Annotated in this window: 15 protein-coding genes; 1 reads left to right on the top strand and 14 read right to left on the bottom strand. The window is 67.2% G+C overall.

Going from position 1 to position 22,566, the window contains the following annotated elements:
- Positions 1–299: 299 nt before the first annotated feature.
- From AW270_RS22840 to AW270_RS22805, 8 genes are all read right to left on the bottom strand, one after another.
- Entirely contained in the window at positions 300–1,517 is a 1,218-nt protein-coding gene (locus AW270_RS22840) for a trypsin-like serine peptidase (protein WP_061297165.1), read from the bottom strand.
- Positions 1,518–1,879: 362 nt separating this feature from the next.
- Complete coding sequence (locus tag AW270_RS22835; RefSeq protein WP_061297164.1) at positions 1,880–3,055, bottom strand: trypsin-like serine peptidase; 1,176 nt, start codon at positions 3,053–3,055, stop codon at positions 1,880–1,882.
- A 388-nt stretch (positions 3,056–3,443) separates the two neighbouring features.
- Positions 3,444–4,673, bottom strand: coding sequence for a trypsin-like serine peptidase (locus tag AW270_RS22830; RefSeq protein WP_061297163.1), 1,230 nt, complete (start codon positions 4,671–4,673; stop codon positions 3,444–3,446).
- 393 nt (positions 4,674–5,066) lie between these two features.
- Positions 5,067–6,335, bottom strand: coding sequence for a trypsin-like serine peptidase (locus AW270_RS22825; RefSeq protein ID WP_061297162.1), 1,269 nt, complete (start codon positions 6,333–6,335; stop codon positions 5,067–5,069).
- Between the two features lie 364 nt (positions 6,336–6,699).
- Positions 6,700–7,899, bottom strand: coding sequence for a trypsin-like serine peptidase (locus AW270_RS22820; protein ID WP_061297161.1), 1,200 nt, complete (start codon positions 7,897–7,899; stop codon positions 6,700–6,702).
- A 265-nt stretch (positions 7,900–8,164) separates the two neighbouring features.
- Positions 8,165–9,358 carry a trypsin-like serine peptidase gene (locus AW270_RS38945; RefSeq protein ID WP_061297160.1) on the bottom strand — a complete coding sequence of 398 codons (1,194 nt, stop codon included), beginning with the start codon at positions 9,356–9,358 and terminating at the stop codon, positions 8,165–8,167.
- A gap of 91 nt (positions 9,359–9,449) precedes the next feature.
- Positions 9,450–10,562: a trypsin-like serine peptidase gene (locus tag AW270_RS22810; protein WP_061297159.1), complete on the bottom strand. Its 1,113-nt coding sequence runs from the start codon at positions 10,560–10,562 to the stop codon at positions 9,450–9,452.
- Between the two features lie 223 nt (positions 10,563–10,785).
- Positions 10,786–11,895: a trypsin-like serine peptidase gene (locus AW270_RS22805; RefSeq protein ID WP_061297158.1), complete on the bottom strand. Its 1,110-nt coding sequence runs from the start codon at positions 11,893–11,895 to the stop codon at positions 10,786–10,788.
- A gap of 264 nt (positions 11,896–12,159) precedes the next feature.
- Here AW270_RS22805 and AW270_RS22800 point away from each other — a divergent pair, with 264 nt between their 5' ends.
- Entirely contained in the window at positions 12,160–13,122 is a 963-nt protein-coding gene (locus tag AW270_RS22800) for a zinc-binding dehydrogenase (protein WP_061297157.1), read from the top strand.
- 341 nt (positions 13,123–13,463) lie between these two features.
- On the opposite strand, the gene AW270_RS22795 is transcribed toward AW270_RS22800, so the two are convergent.
- From AW270_RS22795 to AW270_RS22775, 6 genes are all read right to left on the bottom strand, one after another.
- On the bottom strand, positions 13,464–14,219 hold the full coding sequence (locus AW270_RS22795; RefSeq protein ID WP_061297156.1) for a PadR family transcriptional regulator: 756 nt from the start codon (positions 14,217–14,219) through the stop codon (positions 13,464–13,466).
- Entirely contained in the window at positions 14,216–15,013 is a 798-nt protein-coding gene (locus AW270_RS22790; RefSeq protein WP_061297155.1) for a DUF4097 family beta strand repeat-containing protein, read from the bottom strand. The genes AW270_RS22795 and AW270_RS22790 overlap by 4 nt, the downstream gene beginning before the upstream one ends.
- An 82-nt stretch (positions 15,014–15,095) precedes the next feature.
- A complete protein-coding gene (locus AW270_RS39680) occupies positions 15,096–15,272 on the bottom strand; it encodes a DUF6104 family protein (RefSeq protein WP_169807354.1) in 177 nt (58 codons plus the stop codon).
- A 66-nt stretch (positions 15,273–15,338) separates the two neighbouring features.
- Entirely contained in the window at positions 15,339–19,019 is a 3,681-nt protein-coding gene (locus tag AW270_RS22785) for a multifunctional oxoglutarate decarboxylase/oxoglutarate dehydrogenase thiamine pyrophosphate-binding subunit/dihydrolipoyllysine-residue succinyltransferase subunit (RefSeq protein WP_061297217.1), read from the bottom strand.
- Positions 19,020–19,238: 219 nt separating this feature from the next.
- Complete coding sequence (locus AW270_RS22780) at positions 19,239–19,880, bottom strand: B3/B4 domain-containing protein (RefSeq protein WP_061297154.1); 642 nt, start codon at positions 19,878–19,880, stop codon at positions 19,239–19,241.
- A 61-nt stretch (positions 19,881–19,941) separates the two neighbouring features.
- Positions 19,942–22,473 (bottom strand): glycoside hydrolase family 9 protein, encoded by a 2,532-nt coding sequence (locus tag AW270_RS22775; RefSeq protein WP_061297153.1) that lies wholly within the window; start codon positions 22,471–22,473, stop codon positions 19,942–19,944.
- Positions 22,474–22,566: the final 93 nt, after the last annotated feature.

Raw genomic sequence — 22,566 nt, 5'->3', positions numbered from 1 at the left:
GGGGCGCCTCTTGCGTCCCATGCGTCAGTAAAGGGGCAGTCCGGAACTTACATGGCTGTTCGTCACACCGGGTAGCTCATCGGAGGGCGACCGAAACCCCTCAAACGCCGTGATCTTTTCGTAACCTGTCAGACCCGAGGTCAGAGCCGTGGTCGGGTTGTTATCAACAGGTGATGATGTGATGTAAATCACATTGGTCTGATGGCACCGATCCGGAGGCTCATCCGTCCAAGATGACCCCGTTGGAACGGGCAAACGAAAAGGCCCGGCCGGAGCCGGGCCTTCCGTCGGGCGCGTGACTACGCGATCGAACCGGTCCACAGGTTCGCGGCGGCCTTGTAGACGCCGTAGGTCTCGCCGTCGAAGTAGGCGGAGACCGAGGTGTCGTAGCGCTTGTTGCCGTCGGTGTCGGAGACGCCGATGGTCACGCCGTTCAGGTAGCCCAGACGACGGGCGTTCTTGTACTGCGCGATCCACGCGGAGCCGAGCGAGCCCTCACCGGTGAACGAGGACTTCACGCCGACGAGCTCCTCGGCCTTGATGGCCGAGGCCTTGGCGCCGAAGGTCTTGCCGTAGCTCCACTTGAGGGTCTTGCCGGAGTAGGCGGCGTTGCCGTCCGGGTGCGAGCCGCTCGGGTAGCCGAACACGAAGACGCTCTGGCCGACCTTCTGGTTGTACGCGAAGCCCTGGCCGCCGACGTTGTCACCGAGGCGACCGGCGTCCTTGAACTTCCACGCGTAGTACTTGGTGACCCACTTGCCGTCGACCTTCTCGTACTTCCGGCGAGTGGTGAAGCCGCCACCGTTCTTCTGGTACGTGTCGTACTCGGCCTGGGTGATCTCGACGGGCGCGGCCGTGCCGAGCTGGAGGCCGTTGTACACGGTGACGAACGCGTAGTTGCGGTCGCCGTCCTCGTACACGTCGTAGTCGTAGTGGGTGAAGGCCTGCTTGCCGACGTAGATGCCCCACGGGGTCTTGCCCTGGTAGTAACCCGGGACGAACACCCAGTTCTGCATCGTGGCGCTGTTGGTCTCGGTGTTGTAGACGCAGCTGCCGGCGGTGGCGACGAGGTTGCGGTAGTTCGACTGAACCGAGGTGGCGGTGCACCAGTGCGGGTTCTTCGCGACCCACTTCGGCCAGTACTTGGTGCCCTTGTTCTCGAACCCGTCGGAGAAGAACACCTTGCCCGTGGTCTTGGGCAGGTTGACGTTCTTCGACGTGCTCGTGGTGGCCTTCTCGTCACCGATGGCGGGGACGACACCCGGCTTGGTGTCGGCCGTCGGGCCGCCGGTCGAGACGTGCTTGGAGGTGACCGTGGTCTCCACGTCGTAGGGCGTGGCCGCGATCAGGTTGGCGGCGTTCTCGGTCAGCCACAGCGCCGCGACGTTCTTGGCCGCGATGCCGGTCGTGGCCAGCGGGTCGCTGGCGACGTCGCCGGCCGCGTTGGCCGGCTGGGTGACGAGGGCGGAGGCCAGCAGGCCGGCCGCCACACCGCCGAGGGCGAGGGTGCGCTTCATGAGGGAACTCCTTGGTCTGTACGTGGGCCGCTCTTGCGTCCCATGCGTCAGGAAAGGGATGTTCCGGAGGTTACCCCTGTGATCTTTTACGTCTGAAGTGGTGTTCGCGCACCTCAGAGGCCCGTGATGCTGCTGTTATTCGGATGACTCACAGTTGATCGGCAAGTCAGGGCACTCGGAGACCGCTGAAGCCCACGCCTGCCGGGGTGTCGACATTGACTGCAAGAGTTAACTGCTGGTGAAGAAGGCGGACATTAATTGACAAATGTGATGTAAATCACACGCGATCAATGGAACCGAATCCGGAACGGCGGAAGGCCCGGTCGAGAACGACCGGGCCTTCCGTTCGAGCTGGTGACCGCTTAGGCGATCGAGCCGCTCCACAGGTTCGCAGCAGCCTTGTAGACGCCGAAGGTCTCACCGTCGAAGTACGGGGAAACCGAGGTGTCGTAACGGTTGTTCTTGTCGGTGTCGGAGACGCCGATCGTCACACCGTTCAGGTAGCCGAGGCGACGCGCGCTCTTGTACTGCGAGAGCCACGCCGAACCGAGGGCGCCCTCACCGGTGAAGGAGGACTTGATGCCGATGATCTCTTCGGCCTTGATGTCCGCGGCCTTGGCGGCGAACGTCTTGCCGTAGGTCCACTTCAGGGTGTGGCCGGAGTAGGCGTGGTTGCCGTCCGGGTGCGAGCCGCTCGGGTAGCCGAAGACGTAGACGTTCTGGCCGACCTTCTGGTTGTACGCGAGGCCCTGGCCGCCGACGTTGTCGCCCAGGCGACCGGCGTCCACGAACTTCCAGACGTACCACTTGCCGCCCTTGAACTTCTTCAGCCAGTGCTCGTACTGCTTGGCGAGCTCGGGCGAGACCTCGACCCAGCTGCCGATGTTCTCCGGCGTGACGTCCTTCAGGCCGCCGTGGGGCAGCTTGAGGCCGTTGTACACGGTGACGAACGCGTAGTTGCGGTCGCCGTCCTCGTACACGTCGAAGTCGTAGTGGGTGAAGGCCTGCTTGCCGACGTAGATGCCCCACGGGGTCTTGCCCTGGTAGTAACCCGGGATGAAGACCCAGCGGTCCAGGGTCGCCTTGTTGCCTTCGACGTCGTAGACGCAGTGGCCGGCGGTCGCGACAAGGTTCTTGTACGCGGCCTGGACGGAGGTGGCGGTGCACCAGTGGGACTTGCCGTCAGCGCCGCGGAAGAACACCTTGCCCGTGGTCTTGGGCAGGTTGACGTTCTTCGAGGTGCTGGCGACCTTCTTCTCGTCACCGATCGCGGGCACGATGCCCGGCTTGGTGTCGGCGGTGGGGCCGCCGGTCGAGACGTGCTTGCCGACGACCTGGGTCTCCACGTCGTAGGGGGTCGCACCCTTCAGGGCGGCCATGTTCTCGGCCCACCAGAAGGAGGCGATGTTCTTCGCCGCGATGGCGTTGTTGGCCAGCGGGGAGCTGGCGACGTCGCCGGCCGCGGAAGCCGGCTGGGTGACGAGGGCGGAGGCGAGGAGGCCGGCCGCCACGCCACCGAGGGCGAGGGTGCGCTTCATGGGGGAACTCCTTGGTCTGTACGTGGGCCGCGCCTCGCGTCCCATGCGTCAGGAAAGGGATAAGTGGACCTTACAGCCGATCTTGGATGGGTCTGGAGCGATCTCTGGGGTCCACCGGCGCCCCTGAGGCGGCGAGATGTTTTCGTGATCGAACTGACTCGGAGTTCACCGAGCTGTCAACCCAAAGTTCCAGTGAAGGGGCAGCTCAGACGGGGAGGCTGCCGCTGCCGTGCGATCCGGGGAAGGCCGTTGAATCTTGGAATAGCCTGAGAATGTGATGTGAATCACGTGAGATCGATGGAACCGTTTCGGCGGTTAACCCAACCTTTGGGAACGACAGAAGGCCCGGTCGAGAACGACCGGGCCTTCTGGTTCAGCTGGTGACCGCTTAGGCGATCGAGCCGGTCCACAGGTTCGTGGCGGCCTTGTAGACGCCGAAGGTCTCACCGTCGAAGTACGGGGAAACCGAGGTGTCGTAGCGCTTGTTCTTGTCGGTGTCGGAGACGCCGATTGTCACGCCGTTCAGGTAGCCCAGACGACGAGCGCTCTTGTACTGCGAGATCCACGCGGAACCGAGGGCGCCCTCACCGGTGAAGGAGGACTTGACGCCGATCAGCTCTTCGGCCTTGATGGCCGACGCCGAGGCGGCGAAGGTCTTCCCGTAGGTCCACTTGAGGGTGGCGCCGGAGTAGGCGTGGTTGCCGTCCGGGTGCGAGCCGCTCGGGTAGCCGAAGACGTAGACGCTCTGGCCGACCTTCTGGTTGTACGCGAAGCCCTGGCCGCCGACGTTGTCGCCGAGACGGCCAGCGTCCTTGAACTTCCAGATGTAGAAGTGCCACTTGCCAGCGGCGTCCTTCTCGGCGCCGGCCAGCAGCAGGCGGTTGCTGTTCTCCCAGTACGTCTTGTACTCAGCCTCGGTGACCTCGACCTTGCTCACGGGAGCGGACTGGTCGGGGCCGTTCAGGGTGAGACCGTTGTACACGGTGACGAACGCGTAGTTGCGGTCGCCGTCCTCGTACACGTCGTAGTCGTAGTGGGTGAAGGCCTGCTTGCCGACGTACACGCCCCACGGGGTCTTGCCCTGGTAGTAACCCGGGACGAACACCCAGTAGTTCATGGTCGCCGAGTTGGTCTCCGTGTTGTAGACACAGCTACCGGCGGTGGCGACCAGGTTGCGGTAGTTCGACTGAACCGAGGTGGCGGTGCACCAGTGCGGGTTCTTCGCGACCCACTTCGGACGCCAGAAGGTGCCCTTGTTCTCGAAGCCGTCGGAGAAGAACACCTTGCCCGTGGTCTTGGGCAGGTTCACGTTCTTGGACGTGCTGGTGGTCTTCTTCTCGTCACCGATGGCGGGGACGACACCAGGCTTGGTGTCGGCCGTCGGGCCGCCGGTCGAGACGTGCTTCGAGGTGACCGTGGTCTCCACGTCGTAAGGCGTCGCGGCGACGAGGTTGGCGGCGTTCTCCGCCAGCCAGAAGGCCGCGATGTTCTTGGCCTGGATGCCCGTCGAGGCCAGCGGGTCGCTGGCGACGTCGCCGGCCGCGGAGGCCGGCTGGGTGACGAGAGCGGAGGCCAGCAGGCCGGCCGCCACACCGCCGAGGGCGAGGGTGCGCTTCATGGGGGAACTCCTTGGTCTGTACGTGGGCCGCGTCTTGCGTCCCATGCGTCAGGAAAGGGATAAGCGGACCTTACAGCCGATCTTGGGCGGTTCTCATGCGATCTCTGGGGCCAATGTTGACCATGAAAGTCACGAGATGTATCCGTGATCAAACTGACTGGGTGTCGACCCCCGTGTCAGCTCGGCCTTCAGGGTGGAGCCCCAGATCGGAGACCTGACCGTGATCTTCGGGAGGCGGGCGTGGCGGAGCCCGAGAATCTGGGAAGAGCCTGGGAATGTGATGTAAATCACATGCGATGAGGGGAACCGGCTCGGCGGTCGTCCCCAACTCCCCGGAAACGGCGAAAGGCCCGGTCGTGAACGACCGGGCCTTCCGTTCGAGCTGGTGACCGCTTAGGCGATCGAGCCGCTCCACAGGTTCGCAGCAGCCTTGTAGACGCCGAAGGTCTCACCGTCGAAGTACGGGGAAACCGAGGTGTCGATACGGTTGTTCTTGTCGGTGTCGGAGACGCCGATCGTCACACCGTTCAGGTAGCCAAGGCGACGAGCGCTCTTGTACTGCGAGATCCACGCGGAGCCCAGCGAGCCCTCACCGGTGAAGGAGGACTTGATGCCGATGATCTCCTCGGCCTTGATGTCCGAAGCCTTCGCCGCGAAGGTCTTGCCGTAGCTCCACTTGAGCGTGTGGCCCGAGTAGGCGTGGTTGCCGTCCGGGTGCTTGCCGCTCGGGTAGCCGAAGACGTAGACCGACTGGCCGATCTTCTGGTTGTACGCGAGGCCCTGGCCACCGACGTTGTCGCCGAGACGGCCAGCGTCCACGAACTTCCAGACGAAGTAGTGCCATCCGTGCCACTTCGTGCCGGGCTTGTTCACGAAGAACTTGTACGTGTCACCGATGAAGGTGTCGAAGCCGAAGTACTGGTCGTACACCTCCTTGGTGACCTCAGCCCAGCCACCGAGGTCGTTCCAGCCGGTGCCGCCGGAAGTGTCGTACCACTTCGGCGTCTTCGGGGTCGGACCGCCGAAGGCGGGGCCGTCGTGCGGAGCCTTCAGACCGTTGTACACGGTGACGAACGCGTAGTTGCGGTCGCCGTCCTCGTACACGTCGAAGTCGTAGTGGGTGAAGGCCTGCTTACCCACGTAGATGCCCCACGGGGTCTTCGCCTGGTAGTAACCGGGGACGAACACCCAGTTCTTCAGCGTGGCGGCGTTGGACACGACGTCGTAGACGCAGTGGCCGGCGGTCGCGACAAGGTTCTTGTACGCGGCCTGGACGGAGGTGGCGGTGCACCAGTGCGGCGCGCCGTCGGAGCCGGTGAAGAACACCTTGCCCGTGGTCTTGGGCAGGTTGACGTTCTTCGAGGTGCTGGCGACCTTCTTCTCGTCACCAATGGCGGGAACGATCCCGGGCTTGGTGTCGGCGGTCGGGCCACCGGTCGAGACGTGCTTCCCGACGACCTGGGTCTCCACGTCGTAGGGGGTCGCGCCCACGAGGTTGGCAGCCTTGTTGGCGGCCCAGTAGGCGACGATGTTCTGCGCCGCGATGCCGGTCGAAGCCAGCGGGGTGCTGGCGACGTCACCGGCGGCGGATGCCGGCTGGGTGACGAGGGCGGAGGCCAGCAGGCCCGCCGCCACGCCACCGAGGGCGAGAGTGCGCTTCATGGGGGAACTCCTTGGTCTGTCGTGAGACGCATCTTGCGTCCCATGCGTCAGGAAAGGGATGAGGGGACCTTACAGCGGGGGCCTCTGTGGCTGAAGGTTTGCTTGAGGCTCGCCCGTAGCTCTGAGTGACCGAAACAGGTCCGTGATTTCACTGACGAATTGTTGACAGAGATGTCAATGACAGTGAAGGGGTAGAAGCGCAGCTCTGCCGCCGTCGGCATGTGACGGCTGGGCGGCGTAGAAAACCACAGGTTCCTGTGAAGAGTCTGGGAATGTGACGTAAATCACTCAAGATCAATGGAACCAGGCGCGAACGGCAAAGGGCCCGGTCGAAAACGACCGGGCCCCTGACCTTCGAAAGTGCTTACGCGATCGAGCCGCTCCACAGGTTCGCGGCCGACTTGTAGACGCCGTAGGTCTCGCCGTCGAAGTAGGCGGAGACCGAGGTGTCGATGCGCTTGTTACCGTCGGTGTCGGAGACGCCGCTCGTCACGCCGTTGAGGTAGCCCAGGCGGCGGGTGCTCTTGTACTGGCTCAGCCACGCCGAGCCCAGCGCGCCCTGGCCGGTGAACGACGACTTGACGCCGATGAGCTCCTCGGCCTTCACGGCCGACGCCTTGGCCTTGAACGTCTTGCCGTAGCTCCACTTGAGCGTGTGGCCGGTGAAGGCGTGGTTGCCGTCCGGGTGAGAGCCGCTCGGGTAGCCGAAGACGTAGACGTTCGTCCCGATCTTCTGGTTGTAGGCCAGGCCCTGGCCGCCGACGTTGTCGCCGAGGCGGCCGGCGTCGGTGAAGCGGATGACGTAGTACTTGCCCTTGATCGGGCCGGGCGAGCGGATGGCCTTGCTGTAGGTCTCCCACTCGGCCTTGGTGACTTCCTTGGTGTTCTCGGTCCGCATCCACCGGGCGAACTCGCTGCCCTTGGCGGGCAGGCCCGACGACGGGGCCTTGAGGCCGTTGTAGACGGTGACGAACGCGTAGTTGCGGTCGCCGTCCTCGTAGACGTCGAAGTCGTAGTGGGTGTAGGCGGTCTTGCCGACGTAGATGCCCCAGGGGGTCTTGCCCTGGTAGTAGCCGGGGACGAAGGCCCAGTAGTCGAGCGTGGCCTTGTTGGTCACCGTGTCGTAGACGCAGCTGCCGGCGGTGGCGACCAGGTTCTTGTACTTCGACTGCAGCGAGGTGGCGGTGCACCAGTGGGGCCTGCCGTCGCCGCCGCGGAAGAACACCTTGCCGGTGGTGCGGGGGAGGTTGACGTTCTTGGACGAACCGGCGGGCTTGGCCTCGTCGCCGATGGCGGGGACCGTTCCAGCCTTCCCGTCGGCGGCGGGGCCGCCGGTGGAGACGTGCTTGCTGACCTTGAAGGTCGTTTCGGCGTTGTAGGGCGTCGAGCCCACGAGGTTGGCGTACTTGTTCGCGAACCAGTAGGCGACGACGTTCCTGGCCGCGAGCGAGGTCTTGGCCAGCGGGTCGCTCGCCACGTCGCCGGCCGCGTTGGCGGGCTGGGTGACGAGGGCGGAAGCCAGGAGGCCGGCGGCCACACCGGAGATGGCGAGAGTGCGCTTCAAGGGTGCTCCATGCGTTGGTAAAGGGACCGTCAGGACAGTACGTGGGATGTCGCGCACGTCCAAAGCGACTTCACCGGGCCTTTGGGGCTCTTGTGCACACGTTGTCGCAGGTGAGGACTTGACTGATGATGGTCGAATCGTGATCATGATGTGACGCAGATCACAAAAATTCATGGCACCGAAATCCGGCCATGTACGTCTAATTCCTCTTGGAATGAAAACGGGCCCGGCCGTGAACGGCCAGGCCCGGGGCACTTCAGAGGGGTCAGGCGATCGAACCCGACCACAGGTTCGCCGCGTGCTTGTAGATGCCGTAGGTCTCGCCGTCGAAGTAGGGCGAGAGGCTGACGTCGATGCGGTCGTTGCCGTCGGTGTCGGAGACCGCGGCGGTGACGCCGTTCAGGTAGCCCTTGCGGCTGGTGTTGCTGTACTTGTACATCCACGCCGAGCCCGAGGAGCCCTCACCGGTGAAGCTGCACTTCACGCCGATCAGCTCCTCGGCCTTGATGGCCGACGCCGAGGCGGGGAACGTGGTCCCGTAGCACCACTTCTGGGTCTGGCCCGTGTAGGCGTGGTTGCCGTCGGGGTGTGACCCGCTCGGGTAGCCGAAGACGTAGTCCTTCACGTTCTTCTTCTGGTTGTACGCGAAGCCCTGGCCGCCCACGTTGTCACCCAGACGGCCCGCGTCGACGAACTTCCAGATGTAGTACTTGGAGCCGATCTTCTTCGTGTACTTGCTGACGATCCACGGGTAGGTGCCGTACGAGCGGTACTTGTCCCACTCGCTCTTGGAGACCTGCTTCCAGTCGCCGTCGAGCGGGCCGCCGTCGTGCGGGGCCTTCAGGCCGTTGTAGACGGTGACGAAGGCGTAGTCGCGGTCGAAGTCCTCGTAGACGTCGAAGTCGTAGTGGGTGAAGGCCTGCTTGCCGACGTAGATGCCGTAGGGCGTCTTGCCCTGGTAGTAGGCCGGGACGAACACCCAGTACTTCAGCGTGGCGGCGTTGGACTCGGTGTCGTAGACGCAGTGCCCGGCGGTGGCGACCAGGTTCTTGTACTTGGCCTGGAGCGAGGTGGCGGTGCACCAGCGGGGCTTCTTGTCGTCGTCCAGGAAGAAGACCTTGCCGGTGGTGCGGGGCAGGTTGACGTTCTTGGACGTGGTGGCGCCCGCGCCGCCGATCGGCGGGACCAGGCCGGGCTTGCCGTCGGCCGACGGGCCGCCCTTGGACAGGTGCTTGGCGACGACCTTGGTCTCGACGTCGTAGGGGGTGGCGGCGTTCAGGTTGGCCTTGGCCTGGCCGTACCAGAAGGCGACGACGTTCCAGGCGGCGATGCCGCTGCCGGCCAGCGGGTCGGACGCCTCGTCAGGGGCGGCGCTGGCGGCGGTCGGGACGGCCAGACCGGCGCCGAGGAGTCCGGCGGTGGCGCCGAGGAGGGCGAGGTGCTTCGCTCGGGATCGCATGAAGTGGTGCTCCTTCATCAATGAGGTGTGCTGTGATGAAGGTAGATTTCTGCGCTTTACATTCGCTTTATCCGCACTTACAGACCACTGACTAGTTCGTCGCCTGCTTGGCCGCCTGCTGGTAGACCCGCGCGGTGATCGCGTTGAAATAGGGCGAGGAGGCCGCGTCGAGCTTGCCGTCGGCGTCGATGTTCCACGTCAGGCTGGTCACGCCGTTGAGGAACCCGGTCTTCTTCACCGGATCCCAGCCGAGCACCCACGGGCCGCCGCTCGCGCCCGCCGTGAACGGGCACGGGTTGAGCAGCACCCCGTTCTCCAGGAGATAGGTGGGGGCGCTGGCGGCGGTGGCCCTGGTCGTGCCGGAACAGGGCTTGACGGTCTGGCCGTCGAAGGGGCGGGTGCCGTCGGGGTGGGCGCCGGCCGGGTAGCCGAACACCGACACCGGGCGTGAGCGGCCCTTCGTCGAGGCGAACTGGAACGCGCCGACCTTGTCCTCGATCTTGCCGCCCTGCACCCGCTGGGCGCCCTTCCAGGTGAAGCCCCGGTAGACGGTGACGAAGGCGTAGTCACGGTCGTAGTCGCCGGCGCCGGAGAAGTCCTCGTGGAGATAGAGGGTGTGGCCGACGTAGATGCCGGCGTCGGTGGAGCCGTTCGCGTAGGACGGGATGAAGATCCAGTTCTCGACGGGCCTGTTCTGGCCCAGCGACCAGCCGCAGTGGCCGGCCGTGGCGACCAGGTTGCGGTATTTCGAGTGGACGACCGAGCCGGAACACCAGTATTCCTTGTCGCCCAGCTTGAAGAACACCTTGCCGACCATCGGCGTCGGCGACGCCGCGGCCTGGGCGGGAGCGCCGAGCAGGGCCTTCTCGCCGGACAACTCCGCCATCGAGGGGGCCTGCCGGGCTCCGGCCGACGCCTTGGAGGCCGGGACGTAGGTGCTGGCCTCCTTCAGCCGCGCGGGAGTCCAGTAGGCGGCGACCTTCTGCATGTCGGAGCCGACCGCCGCGAGCGGGTAGCCCATCACGCCCTTGCCGAAGTGCTTCTCCGGGGGCGGGGCCGCCTCCTTGGCGGAGACCTCCATCAGCGGGGCCGTGCGCGGCGCGGCGGTGGCCGGCGCGGTCGCGGGGCTCCACGCCGAGAGCAGCCCGGCGGCACCCAGCGCGACGGCGACGCCGCCCGCGGCAAGGGTGATCCGCCTGGTCATGAGGGCCTCTCGGGGGTCTGAGGACGGAGGTATCGATCGTAAGGCGTGATTTTTCCAGATCACCAGTGATCAGGCACAGGTTCTTGGCTGTCTCGTTATCAATTCGAGGGAACCGAACCGGTCCCTGTGGCGTCCGAGTAGATCGCCTTCCGCCTAAGGCCCGTGTGAAAAGCAGATGCCCGGGAGACGTCGACCGTCTCCCGGGCACCGTGCTCATGGCCTGTTACGAGGTCCAGCGGTTCGCCGCGACCTTGTAGACGTCGTAGGTCTCGCTGTTGAAGTAGGGCGAGGAGAGCCGGTCGTACCGGTCGTTGCCGTCGGTGTCCCAGGCGATGCTGTTGACGCCGTAGAGGTAACCGGTGCGGGTCTTGCTCTTGTAGTTCCACAGCAGCGGGCCGCCGCTGGCGCCGGCGGTCATGCCGCACTTGATGCCGACGTGCTCCTGCACGTTGAACTTCGGCGCGGCCGGCATGGAGGCGGTCTGGCCGTAGCACCACTTCATCGTCTTGCCGCTGAACGGACGGTCGCCGTCCGGGTGAGGGCCGGCCGGGTAGCCGAAGGAGAAGACGCTGGTCTTGGTGCTGCGGTTCCAGGTGAAGCCCTGGCCGCCGACGTTGTCACCGAGGCGGCCGACGGCGGTCTTCACGAGCTTGTACTTGCCGTCGACCTTCTCCCAGCTCGCCTTGTAGCCGGAGGCGACGTTGACGAACGCGTAGTCGTAGTCGTAGTCCTCCTTGACCACGAAGTCGTCGTGCGCCTGGTACCAGGTGGCCGGGTAGATGCCGTAGGGGGCCTTGCCGTTCCACGCCTGGGTGCCGTCCCAGTAGGAGGGGATGAACACCCAGTTGTCGTAGAAGCGGTTGCTGGCCGGGTCGTACACACAGTGCCCGGCGGTGGCCACGACGTTGCGGAACTTGCCCTGGATCGAGGTGCCGGAGCAGTACTTCCAGCTCTTCGGGTCCAGCGGGTTCTTGCCGGGCAGGGTGAAGAACACCCGGCCGACGGTGTTGGGCAGGTTGACCTGCTTGGTGGCCGGGGTGGCCTTCTTCTCGCCGCCGATCGGCGGGACCACGCCGGCCTTGCCGTCGGGCTCGGCGTTGCTCGGGCTGCCCGAGCCCTTCACCGCGTTGCCCAGTTCTTCGGTCCGGTCCTTGGCGGCGCGGAGCCGGTCGGGGGTCCAGAAGTTCGCCGCCGCGGCGGCCGTCGTCGGGGCCGCCTTCTGGGTCACGTCGCTGGGAGCCGTGGCCGTGGCGGCGGAGGATGCGCCCACCACGCCGAACGCGACCATCGCGCCGGCGAGGGGGATGGAGAGGCGCCGTGCTCGGGAGATCATGGAAGTCCTTTCCCTTGGGACGAATTGAGGGTGCGTCCCAAATACGTGGAAACAGCTCCAGACGTTAATGACGCGATCACGGGTAACGCCGCAGATATAACGAGAGCGCTGGGTCAATTGGCCTTACCGTTATTCATGCGCTGGCGTTATGAATGGCATCTCCGCAGGTGATCCCTGGTTTGCCAATTCGGTTTACGACTTATTCGCGGCGGGTTTCGATCCCTTTAGTCACTCTCGTAACAGGGATAGAGTAATGTTCTGGACATGATCGCAGTCACGGCATCGCAGGCCGATCCGAACGACCCGCTGAAGGGTCTGACCGTGGGCGAGCGGCCCGAGCCCGCCGTCCCCGACGGCTGGACCACGGTGACGGTCCGGGCCACCGCGCTCAACCACCACGACCTGTTCACCCTTCGTGGGATCGGCATCAGCCCCGACCGGCTGCCGATGACGCTCGGCTGCGACGCGGCCGGGGTGGACGAGGCCGGCAACGAGGTCATCGTCCACGCGGTGATCGGCGAGCCGGTCGACGGCGACGAGACCCTCGACCCCCGGCGGACCCTGCTCTCCGAACTGCACCAGGGGACCTTCGCCGAGAAGGTCGTGGTGCCCCGGCGGAACCTGGTGCCCAAACCCGCCGGGCTGACGTTCGAGCACGCCGCCTGCCTGCCGACGGCGTGGCTGACCGCCTACCGGATGCTCTTCGAGAAGGCGGGCCTGCAGCCGGGCTCGACCGTTCTGGTGCAGGGCGCGGGCGGCGGCGTCTCGACCGCGCTGATCACGCTCGGCCGGGCGGCCGGATATCGCGTCTGGGTGACCAGCCGTTCGGAGGGCAAGCGCGACAAGGCCCTGGAGCTGGGCGCCGACCGTGCCTTCGCGACCGGGGAGCGGCTGCCCGAGCGGGTCGACGCGGTCATGGAGAGCGTCGGCGAGGCGACGTGGGAGCACTCGATCGCGTCGCTGCGGCCGGGCGGCCGGGTCGTGATCTGCGGCGCGACCAGCGGAATGGTGGCCCCCACCAACCTGGCCCAGGTCTTCTTCCTGCAGAAGCAGGTCATCGGCTCGACGATGGGCACCCGCGACCAGCTCGGCCGCCTCGCCGTCTTCCTGGACCAGACGGGCGTCCGGCCGCTGGTCGACCGCGTCCTGCCCCTGACGGAGGCCCGCGAGGGCGTCGCCGCCATGGCCGAGGGCGACGTCTTCGGCAAGATCGTCTTCACCCTCTAGGGCGACGCGAACACGGTCCGGCCAGGGCGATGTCACGAAATTTCGGGTGCGCGGATCCCTGGCTGAGCGGCGAAGAGCGCCCCGGCCGCCATGACTGTGGCCGGGGCGCTCGGCTGGTGTGACGCCTCCCGGCTAGGGGGCCGGGTCGCCGCCGGAGGAGCGGGTCGATGTGGTGTCACGGCTGCCGTGACGGGGTGGAGCGGGCGCGGCCGGTCGGCGCCGGTCTCGGGGCGGTCCGGAGGCGGCGGTCGGGGCCGGCCAGGCGGAGCCGTAACGGAAGCAGAGAATCGACCACGAGCGGCGCGACAGGCCGCACACGACACACGGTGTCCCCATCGGACTCAGTCGTCGCCGAGGATCGACTTGAGACGGGCCGCGGTCTCGTCGAGGACCGATTTGCAGGCCGCCAGGTCGGCGTCGCTCAGCCGGGTCTCGGCGGCCTCGGCGCGGATGTCGGCGACGAACTCGGCCAGGTGCTGCCCCAGGTCGGCGTCGTTGGCGGTCGCCTTGGCGTCGTCGACCAGGCCGTCGGGCGGGGTCTGGAAGCCGGTCATGGCCCAGGTGTCGGTCCAGATGCGCTGCCACTCGCCCTTCCAGCGCTCCGACTCGATCTTCCACTGCTGCTTCTGGCGGGACCACTCCTCTTTCTGGCGGTCGCGCTGGCGCTTCCACTCCTCGCGCGTGTCGCGGGCGGAGCCGGTGGTCTCGTGGTTGATGTTGCGGGCCATCGTGGTCAGCTCGTGGCGCAGTGACCGGACCGTCTGGCGGACGTCCTCCTTGACCTCGCGGGCGATGTCCTGGACCGAGGCGGTGATCTCGCGCTCCAGGTCGGCGAGTTCGTCGAGGCGGTCGCCGAGCTCGGCGCGGCCCTTGTCGGTGAGGGTGAAGACTTTCTTGCCGTCGACGACCTCGTGGGTGACCAGGCCCTCCTCCTCCAGCCGCGCCAGGCGCGGGTAGATCGTGCCGGGGGAGGGGGAGTAGACGCCGAGGAAGCGGTCCTGGAGCAGGCGGATGACCTCGTAGCCGTGGCGGGGGCTCTCCTCCAGCAGCTTGAGCAGGTAGAGCCGGAGCCTGCCGTGGCCGAAGACGGGACTCATTCTGTTTCCTTACTGAGCAGGGTCACGCCGCCCGAGACCGTGGTCGCGCTGAGCGAGGCCATGCCACCGCCGAGGCGGCCGCTGAGGGTCCGGCTGCCGGGGTGGCCGTTGTAGGTGAGGCCGGGGAAGGCGGACTCCAGGTTGCCCGACATCGAGCGGAAGGTCACGTCGCTGTCGGTGGTGCTCGGGAGCCGCACCCAGATCGGGCCCGAGACCGTGTTGAGGGTCACGTGGCCGGTCGGGCCGAGGGCCAGGTCGGCGGTGATGGAGCCGCTGACGGTGCTGCCGCGCAGCCGCCGGGGCGCACCGCCCGCGACGGTCAGCTCGCCCGAGACGCTGGTGAACGCCAGGTCGCCGGAGAGCGCGCGGCTCTCCACCGACCCCGAGACGGTCTCGGCGTGGACGTCGCCGCTCACCCCGTCGAGCACGATGCCGCCCGACACGCTGCGGACCCGGGTGTGGGACTCGAACCCGGCGACGACCGCCCCCGCGGAGATCACCCCGGCCTCCACCCGGCACGTCTTCGGCACGGTCAGGGTCACGACGCAGCGCCGCTCACCCCCCGGACGCAGCCAGCCGAGCACGCCCTCCCACGTCAGGTCGCCGTAGGTCACCGTCAGCCGGCCGCCCTCGTGGTCGACGGTCAGCGGCACGCTGCCGATCTCGCTGACCTCCAGGCTGGGCGGCCCGTCACTGGCCAGCACGGCCAGGTGTCCCGCGACGATGCGCACGCTCAGGCGGTCGACCGGGTCGAAGGTGAGCTGGCCGGGTTTGTCGATGGTCCATTTCGGCATGACGCCGCCCTTTCCGCGAGGTGCCTAAAGACACGATATGTCGCGTTGGCGGAAAGTCAAGATGTATCGCGTTTGCGCCCCGTCAGTCGTCATCGTCGTCGAGCCGGGCCAGCCACGTGGCCAGCCGCTCGACCGGGGTCTCGAAGTCGGGGTTGAGGTCGACGAACTCGCGCAGGCGCTCGGCCAGCCAGACGATCTGGACCTCCTCCTCGCCCCTGCGCTCGACGAGCTCCTCGATGCCTCTGTCGGTGAAGTACATGATCTGCTCCCGGAAACGACGGGAGGCCCCCCGCACCGGAGGGCCTCCCGCTGGGTGTGACGGTGTCTAGCCGAAGATCTCGGTGACGATGGTGTGGAGCTCGTTGTCGTGGGTGCTGTGGGAGCCCGCCGCCGGCGAGGAGTTCGCCGGACGCGAGACCCGGCGCAGCCGCCGGCCGTTGAGCACCTCGGGGCGTTCGGTCAGCTTCAGCGCCAGGAACGGCCACGGACCCATGTTGACGGGTTCGTCCTGAGCCCAGATGAGGTCGACGCCGTCGCCGTAGCGGGCCAGCTCGGCCTTCAGCGGCTGCTCGGGGAACGGGAAGAGCCGCTCCATCCGGACGATCGCCGTGTCGGTGTGGCCGCCCTTGTCGCGCGCGGCGGCCAGATCGTAGTAGATCTTGCCGGAGCACAGGACGACCTTCCGGACGCCCGCCGGGTCGACGGTGGTGTCACCGATGACCGGCTGGAAGGTGCCCGAGGTGAACTCGGCCGTCGCCGACGCCGCCGCCTTGTGGCGCAGCAGCGACTTGGGCGTGAAGACCACCAGCGGCTTGCGCCGGTCGGACAGCGCCTGCCAGCGCAGCAGGTGGAAGTAGTTCGCCGGGGTCGTCGGCTGGGCCACGGTCATGTTGTCGACCGCGCACACCTGCAGGAACCGCTCGATGCGGGCCGAGGAGTGGTCGGGACCCTGGCCCTCGTAGCCGTGCGGCAGCAGCAGCACGACCGACGAACGCTGACCCCACTTCTGCTCACCGGACGAGATGAACTCGTCGATGATCGACTGGGCGCCGTTGACGAAGTCGCCGAACTGGGCCTCCCAGAGGACCAGCGCCTCGGGCCGGACCACGCTGTAGCCGTATTCGAAGCCCAGCGCCGCGAACTCGCTCAGCAGCGAGTCGTAGACGTAGAACTTCGTGACGCCCTCGTTGAACGTCTTCAGCGGGGTGTGGTCTTCGCCGGTGACCCGGTCGACCAGCACGGCGTGGCGCTGACCGAACGTGCCGCGCCGCGAGTCCTGGCCCGCCAGGCGGACGGGGTGGCCGTCGAGCAGGAGCGAACCGAACGCCAGCGTCTCGCCGGTCGCCCAGTCGATCGCGTCCTCCTCGACCATCGCGCCGCGCCGCTGGAGCACCGGGTTGAGCCTCGGGTGGACGGTGAAGCCCTCGGGCAGCGTGAGCTGCGTGTCGATGACCCGCTTGACGGTCTCCTCGGAGATGGCCGTCTTGGTGTCGTCGTGGCTCCACTCGACCAGCTCGTCGGTGGGCGGCTTGACGACCGCGCCCTCCTCAAGCGGCTTCTTGGCGGCCTCGCGGGTCTCGGTGAAGGCCCGCTCCAGCTGCTCCTGGTAGTCGCGCAGCGCCTGCTCGGCCTCTTCGACCGTGATGTCGCCGCGGCCGATCAGGGCCTCGGTGTAGAGCTTGCGGGTGGAGCGCTTGGCGTCGATCAGGTCGTACATGAGCGGCTGGGTGAAGCTCGGGTTGTCGGCCTCGTTGTGGCCGCGGCGCCGGTAGCAGATCATGTCGATCACGACGTCCTTGCGGAACGCCTGGCGGTATTCGTAGGCCAGCCGGCCGACCCGGACGACGGCCTCGGGGTCGTCGCCGTTCACGTGGAAGATCGGCGCCTGGATCATCCGGGCGACGTCGGTGGCGTAGACCGACGAACGCGAGGCCTCCGGGCTGGTGGTGAAGCCGACCTGGTTGTTGACCACGATGTGGACGGTGCCGCCGGTGCGGTAGCCGCGCAGCTGCGACAGGTGCAGCGTCTCGGCCACCACGCCCTGGCCCGCGAAGGCCGCGTCGCCGTGGATCAGCACCGGCAGGACGGTGAAGCCCTCGGGGCCCATCTCCAGCAGGTCCTGCTTGGCGCGCACGACGCCTTCGAGGACGGGGTCGACCGCCTCCAGGTGGGAGGGGTTGGCGACCACGGACGCCTTGATCCGGTTGCCCGCCGCCGACACGAAGTCGCCGTTGGCGCCCAGGTGGTATTTCACGTCGCCCGAGCCGTGGGCGCTGCGCGGGTCGAGGTTGCCCTCGAACTCGCCGAACACCTGGGCGTAGGACTTGCCGACGATGTTGGCCAGCACGTTGAGACGGCCGCGGTGGGCCATGCCGATGACGACCTCGTCGAGCGACTCGTCGGCGGCCGACGCGATCACCGAGTCGAGCAGCGGGATCAGCGACTCGCCGCCCTCCAGCGAGAAGCGCTTCTGGCCGACGTACTTCGTCTGCAGGAAGGTCTCGAACGCCTCGGCGGTGTTGAGCCGCGACAGGACGTGGAGCTGCTCGTCGCGGTCGGGCTTGGCGTGGGGCTTCTCGACCCGCGCCTGGATCCAGGCCCGCTCCTCGGGGTTCTGGATGTGCATGTACTCGATGCCGACGGTGCGGCAGTAGGAGTCGCGCAGCACACCGAGGACCTCGCGCAGCGTCATCAGCGCCCGGCCGCCGAAACCACCGGTCGGGAACTCGCGCTCCAGGTCCCACAGGGTGAGGCCGTGCTTGGTGATGTCGAGGTCGGGGTGCTTGCGCTGGCGGTATTCCAGCGGGTCGGTGTCGGCCATCAGGTGGCCGCGCACGCGGTAGGCGTGGATCAGCTCGATGACCCGGGCCGACTTGGCGACGTCGTTGTCGTGGGAGGCCGACACGTCGACGGTCCAGCGGACCGGCTCGTAGGGGATCCGCAGCGACTCGAAGATGTCGTCGTAGAAGTTGTCGGCGCCCAGCAGGAGCTGGTGGATGCGCCGCAGGAAGTCACCCGACTGCGCACCCTGGATGATGCGGTGGTCGTAGGTGCTGGTGATCGTCATGACCTTGCTGATGGCCAGCCGGGACAGGGTCTCCGCGGAGGCGCCCTGGTATTCGGCCGGGTATTCCATCGCGCCGACGCCGATGATCGTGCCCTGACCGGGCATCAGGCGCGGCACCGAGTGGACCGTGCCGATGGTGCCGGGGTTGGTCAGCGAGATCGAGGTGCCCTGGAAGTCCTCGACGCCGAGCTTGCCGGAGCGCGCCTTGCGGACGATCTCCTCGTAGGCCGTCCAGAACCGCTGGAAGTCCATCGACTCGGCGGCCTTGATCGACGGCACCAGCAGTTGGCGCGTTCCGTCGCTCTTCTGGACGTCGATCGCCAGGCCCAGCCCGACGTGTTCGGGCCGGATGAGGGTCGGCTTGCCGTCGACCTCGCCGTAGGCGTGGTTCATCTCGGGCATGGCCTCAAGGGCCCGCACGATGGCGTAGCCGATCAGGTGGGTGAAGGAGATCTTGCCACCGCGCCCACGGGACAGGTGGTTGTTGATCACGATCCGGTTGTCGATCAGCAGCTTGGCCGGGACGGCCCGCACGCTGGTCGCGGTCGGGACCGCCAGCGACGCCTCCATGTTGAGGGCGGTGCGGGCGGCGGCGCCGCGCAGCTTCTCCTCGACCGCGCCGGCGGGCGCCTTGGGCGCCTCGGCCTTGGCGGCGGGCTTCGCGGCCGGCTTCTCCGGCGCCTTGGCCGGGGCCGGGGCCTTGACGGGCTCGGCCTTCGGCTGCGGGGGGGCTGCGGGTGCGGAAGCGGGTGGGGCGGCCTGCGTCGCGTCACCCGGCGGGGCTACCTTGCCCTGCCCGTTGTAATCCGCGAAGAAGTGCCACCAGGCCTTGTCAACCGACTCGGGGTCCTGAAGGTACTTTTGGTACAGCTCGTCGACAAGCCATTCGTTCTGTCCAAAGCTTGCCAGCGGGTTTGTCCGCGACGACTCAGACGACACGGCGGAAATCGCCCTCTTCCGCAGATCGGCGGTGATGTAAAGGAACCTGTCCAAGGCTACTCGTCCAGCCAGGTGACGAGTGCCGTCCGGCGCGTGGTTCCCGCTTATGCTCCCAGGACTGTCCGAACTGGTCACGCACGGGTAGCCCCCCAGGATGGTAGAGGCACCCTCGCCGGCTGGTCAGGGCGAGGTCCCCTTTTCGTCATATTGGTCGTAATTCTAGCTGATTGTGCGACTTGAAGTTCGGACATCAGGGCTGATCAAGTGCAGCAACGTGACCAGTTCCTCGCCTGCTGTGGCCAGTTCCGCCATGGTCATGGGGGCCAGTCGTTCGAGGATGAAAATCGCGTCGACCGTTTCCTCGGTGATGCGGGTGCGGACGCCCTGACGCCAGTTCCACCGCCGGCAGGTCACCCCCGCGTCGTCGCGCCAGATCACCTCGCCCTCCTCGGGCTCGCCCAGCGCCTCGTCGGACTTCTCGTCGCCGGCGGCGCGGACCAGCCGGGCCGGGCCCTCGTAGCGGCGCAGGTCCTCGCCGCCGATGGGGAGCGTGTGGCGCACCGACACGGAGTTGTAGGCGTCGACGACCAGGTTGATCTCGGGCAGCGGCATCCGGCGGATCAGGGCGTCGACCGACGGGCGGGTGCGGGAGGGCTTGGCGCCGAACGCGCGGTAGGCGTCGCGCCAGGACTCGATCTTCTTGTCGTCGAGCGGCGCGGCCCGCTCGGCCGCCTTGGCCAGCCACTTCCTCGACCGGTCGTCGGAGGGGCCGTTGACGAAGCCGGTGGCCTCGATGAGGAGGGCGGCGAAGTCGGGCCGGAGCGCGCGGACCGCGTCGTCGATGTGGATGTCGTTGAGCACGGGAAAGATTATGGGCCCGCGACTCCCCCCGAGGAGGCGCGGGCCCATACCTGACCTGCCTTTAAGCGCAGGCCTTCCCGTTCAGCAGGAACAGGTCCGGCACCGGGTTGGCGCCGGGGGCGCCGATCCCGTTGAAGCCGAAGGTGATCGACGAGCCGGGGTGGATCTTCTTGTTGTGGGACAGGTTCTTCGCGGTCAGGGTCGCGCCCGACTGCGAGTAGTCGGCGTTCCAGCCGTGGTCGAGCTTCTGCCCGCCCAGGAACGACCACTTCAGGTCCCAGCCGTCGATGGCCGTGGTCCCGGTGTTCTTGATCGTCACCTGGGTGGAGAAGCCGGTCGGCCACGTGCCGTGGATCTGGTAGGTCACGTCACACGCGCCGGGCGCGGTCACCGAGCCGTCGCCCTGGTCGGCGATGAAGGCCGAGATCCACGAGAGCGGGGAGTTCCAGTTGATCGTCAGCTCGTTGGTCGACCACGACTCGATGTGGTCGATGTAGCAGAACTGCGGCTTGCAACCCTGGAGGTTGGTCTGCGCGATCGGGTCCTGGATGGCCGAGTTCGGGCCGCCCGCCAGGGTGCCCCTGGGCGGGTTGGGCAGGTCGGGGTTGAGCTGGTTGGCGTACCAGCGGGAGTGCTGGTTCTCGGAGCTGACCTCGCCGTAGCCCGTCACGTAGGAGATGTTCAGGGCGTTGCGGCCGAGGATGTAGTCGATGCCCTCCAGGACGCCGTCCAGGTACTTCTTCTGGCCGGAGATGTCGTACGCCGCCGCCATCACGACCATGTTGTTGAGCACCAGGTTGTTGGAACCCCAGTCGAAGTCGGGCGGGTTGTAGGCCAGGCCGTACGGGTGGGCGTCGACCGTGGCGAGGTACTTGTCCGCGCCCGCCAGGACCGACGCGCGGACCTCGGCCCGGCCGGGCAGGTTGTTGGGCACCGTGGCCAGGTCGAGGCGGCCGAGCTGGGCGGTCGAGGCCCAGTCGAAGCCGCGCTCGCGCCACACGTCCGAGGTGTGCAGCGGCGAGTTCACCACGGCGTCGCGGAAGACCGCCTCGCCGGTGGTGATGTAGAGCTCGGCGGCGGCCCAGTAGAACTCGTCGGCCACGTTGTCGTCGTTGTAGGCGCCGCCGCCCACGCCGTCGTTGGCGGAGGCGTAGATCGCCGGGTTGGCCTTGGCGGCCGTCCAGGCCTTGCGGGCGGCGGCCAGGTTCTTGGCCGCGAAGGCCGCGTCGTAGGGCGCGAACAGGCGGGCGGCCTGGGCGGCGGTGGCGGCCAGGTTCAGGGTCGCCGCGGTCGAGACCGGGTGGAGCTCACGCGGCTGCGGGTCGAGGTGGGGGAGCAGCGGCAGGCCGGTCCAGTTCTGGTCGTGGATCTTGTGGTGCGCCATGCCGTCGGGACGCTGCATCTTGAGCAGGAACTCCTGCTCCCAGCGGGCCTCGTCGAGGATGTCCGGGACGGGGTCGCCGCTCTCCGGGATGGCCAGCGAGCCGATGGGCTTGGCGGTCGCGGCGTTCTTGGTCCGCTCGAACTCGCTCATGAGCTGCCAGACGGAGATGCCGCCGTTGACGACGTACTTGCCGTGGTCGCCGGCGTCGTACCAGCCGCCCGAGACGTCGAGGGAGTAGTCGCAGACGCCCGGCTGGCAGGGGACGCTGGTGTCGCCCTGGTTGGGGGCGACGCCGATGTGGCCGGCGGGGCGGCCGTAGCCGGGACGCAGCGCGTCGTCGATCGCGATGCCGCTGCGCTGGGTGTAGTAGAACTTCAGCGCGTCCAGCTTGAGCTGGGCGTAGGCGCTCGACGCGATGTCGAAGGGCCGGCTGGTCTCGCCGTCGGCGGTCAGGGTGTAGCCCTCGCCGGGGGTGACGTAGGAGCCGAAGTCGATGCTGTGCACGTTCTGGCCGGAGCTGGCGTCGACGCCCTTCGGGGTGGTGTCGCCGCTCGCGACGACCGAGCCGCCCGCGTTCTTGAGCTGCCAGCCCACCGCGTCGGTGGCGTCGGTCACGACGGTCGCGTTCTTCGGGCCCTTGGGGAGGTAGGCCACCTGGTTCACCCGCACGCGGGGGCCGGTGTCGGGCTCGTAGACCTCGGGTTCGGCGCCGCCGCGCAGCGACACGTCGTCGAGGCAGAAGCGCCACGGGGTCGCGCTGCCGCCGAGCTGGAAGGCGATCTGGGCGTTGGGCAGGCTGGTGGCCGGGGTGAAGGTGAACTCGTAGGAGTTGCCCGACACGCTCATCTCGGGGTTGGCCGCGAAGAACGTCGTCCACGGGTCGACCGGGAGCTGGATGAGCGCCCGGCCCACCCGCGAGGGCGTCGCCGAGGCGAAGAAGCGGTAGGCGTAGGTCTCACCGGCGACCAGCGGGATGCCGTCGAGGCCGATGATGGCGTCCCAGGGGTTGGTGGTCGAGCCGGGGATGTCGGCGCACAGGCGGCCGTCCTCCAGCTCGACGGTGACGTTGCCCGTGTTCCACCACGGCGCGGTGGAGGTCTCGAACGTCCCGTTGGGGATCTGTTCCGGGCCTTCGTCGGCATAGGCGGTGGTCACTGGTAACAGGACCAGCGCCGCCGCCGTGAGTACGGCGGTGAGACGTCGCGTCAAGATGCACCTCGGTCAGGTATGGGAGCGCTCCCATGGCTCAGGTGCACCTGATGTTTCCAACGGGTTTCGCCGAGGGTCAAGAACCGCAGGTCG

Origin of the sequence: Herbidospora cretacea (assembly GCF_001570605.1) — a bacterium.
Taxonomy (GTDB): Bacteria; Actinomycetota; Actinomycetes; order Streptosporangiales; family Streptosporangiaceae; genus Herbidospora; species Herbidospora cretacea.
Note: the sequence above shows the minus strand (reverse complement) of the source record. Positions and strands in the feature narration are given on the sequence as shown.